Here is a 1,438-nt window from a genome sequence, read left to right as displayed (position 1 = left end):
CACTGGCTACAACAATGTATATAAAAAATAGGCGAAATAGTAGTAAATCCAAGGGTTATGACTCTTATCAGACTTTGTGCTTAACCGAAAATTTGGTGCTTCGAAATCGCCTACTTTTCATATACGGGACGTTGTGTGCAAGCAAAACAGACATTCTGCTAGAAATAAAAACAAGGAAATGACAATTGACATAAATTTTAATGTTAACTCTGATGCTCGTGGTGGAGACCCTGACAGTACAAGTCCGACTTTGAGAAAATATCATAAAATTCTTTGGAGTAAACCTTTGCCAAACGGAAAAAATTTTGAGCTGACTACAAAAAAAACTGGAGCTTATTTATATCATAAATCGGAACTTGGAGAATTCACGTTAGGTAGTGATGCAATAACCCACTCGTACAGAAATCAGAAAAGAAAACAATGGTTAATAGAACAAGTTTCTAACGAAGTAGATGAACTTTTTGACATTGGATGTACAATTGGAGCTTACATTGTTTTTCCAAAAAATAAAATTCACAATAAATTCACTATCAATCAAGCAAGAGGTGTAAACTCCCTAATTGACGACAGATTTGATTTGACATTGGAATGTATTCGTCTATTTTACGAAGAACAAGAAAATCCTCTTTATGACACATTTTTAAGATATAAAAACTTCTTTGATTTGTTTGAGACCTTTAATGGCTATGTGGGTTTCTTTTTGCTTAATGACCTTCTGGACGAAAATCAAAATGTTAAATTCTATTTACCATTTGATAATTTCAAATCAAGACCTGTTTTTAACGGAATTGAGGACTATCAATTATATAAAAAGAGAGTTACAAATTTTGTGGCATCTAGAAACAACCGAATTGAAAATTATATAAAACAGGTTGGAAAAATGCCAGCACACAACAATGAATAACACAAATTGCGGAATACCTCTCAAAAATGGCATTTTTGACTATCTTTTAAAATAGAGTTTAATGGACAGTTTTTTCTGTCCATCCCGCAACTTGTGTTATTCGGGACGTTGGCAAAAATTTAAAGTCGTAAACAATAACAATATTTCAAATGGAAAAAATCTGGATAATTTTAATAGCAATAGCAACTTTTCTAATAATCAACCTGATTTACTATAAAAGTATGAGAGGTTATGTGGGAAACGCATTTGGTAAAAAGTGGTTAAAGATTTGGGGAAACAAAGTTTATTTCTGGCAAAGCGCAATATTTGTTAGCACAGGAGGTACATTTTTAATAATGTATATTCTAAAATTGTCTGATGTTTTAAAATTTTAGAATAACCTGAACACGCTCCGATTATAAGACCGACAGGAAAGGATAACGGACTGATAAATATTTGGGTTCCGCCTTCCAAAAGTTTATCCTTTGGATTTTAACGGACTCAAATAAATAAAATTCCGACACGAGCGGCTTGAGGTATAAAAAAACTTTTGCC

Annotated in this window: 2 protein-coding genes; both read left to right on the top strand. The window is 32.5% G+C overall.

The features are described from left to right. The first annotated feature begins 178 nt into the window (after positions 1–178). The gene (locus ACQ93I_RS17170; protein ID WP_431699601.1) at positions 179–904 is read left to right on the top strand and encodes a DUF6994 family protein; all 726 of its coding nucleotides are present in this window, start codon (positions 179–181) and stop codon (positions 902–904) included. A gap of 149 nt (positions 905–1,053) precedes the next feature. Continuing rightward, a complete protein-coding gene (locus ACQ93I_RS17165; RefSeq protein WP_431699600.1) occupies positions 1,054–1,278 on the top strand; it encodes a hypothetical protein in 225 nt (74 codons plus the stop codon). The last annotated feature ends 160 nt before the right edge of the window (positions 1,279–1,438 follow it).

This window comes from Salinimicrobium sp. WS361 (assembly GCF_050750585.1).
Taxonomy (GTDB): domain Bacteria; phylum Bacteroidota; class Bacteroidia; order Flavobacteriales; family Flavobacteriaceae; genus Salinimicrobium.
Note: the sequence above shows the minus strand (reverse complement) of the source record. Positions and strands in the feature narration are given on the sequence as shown.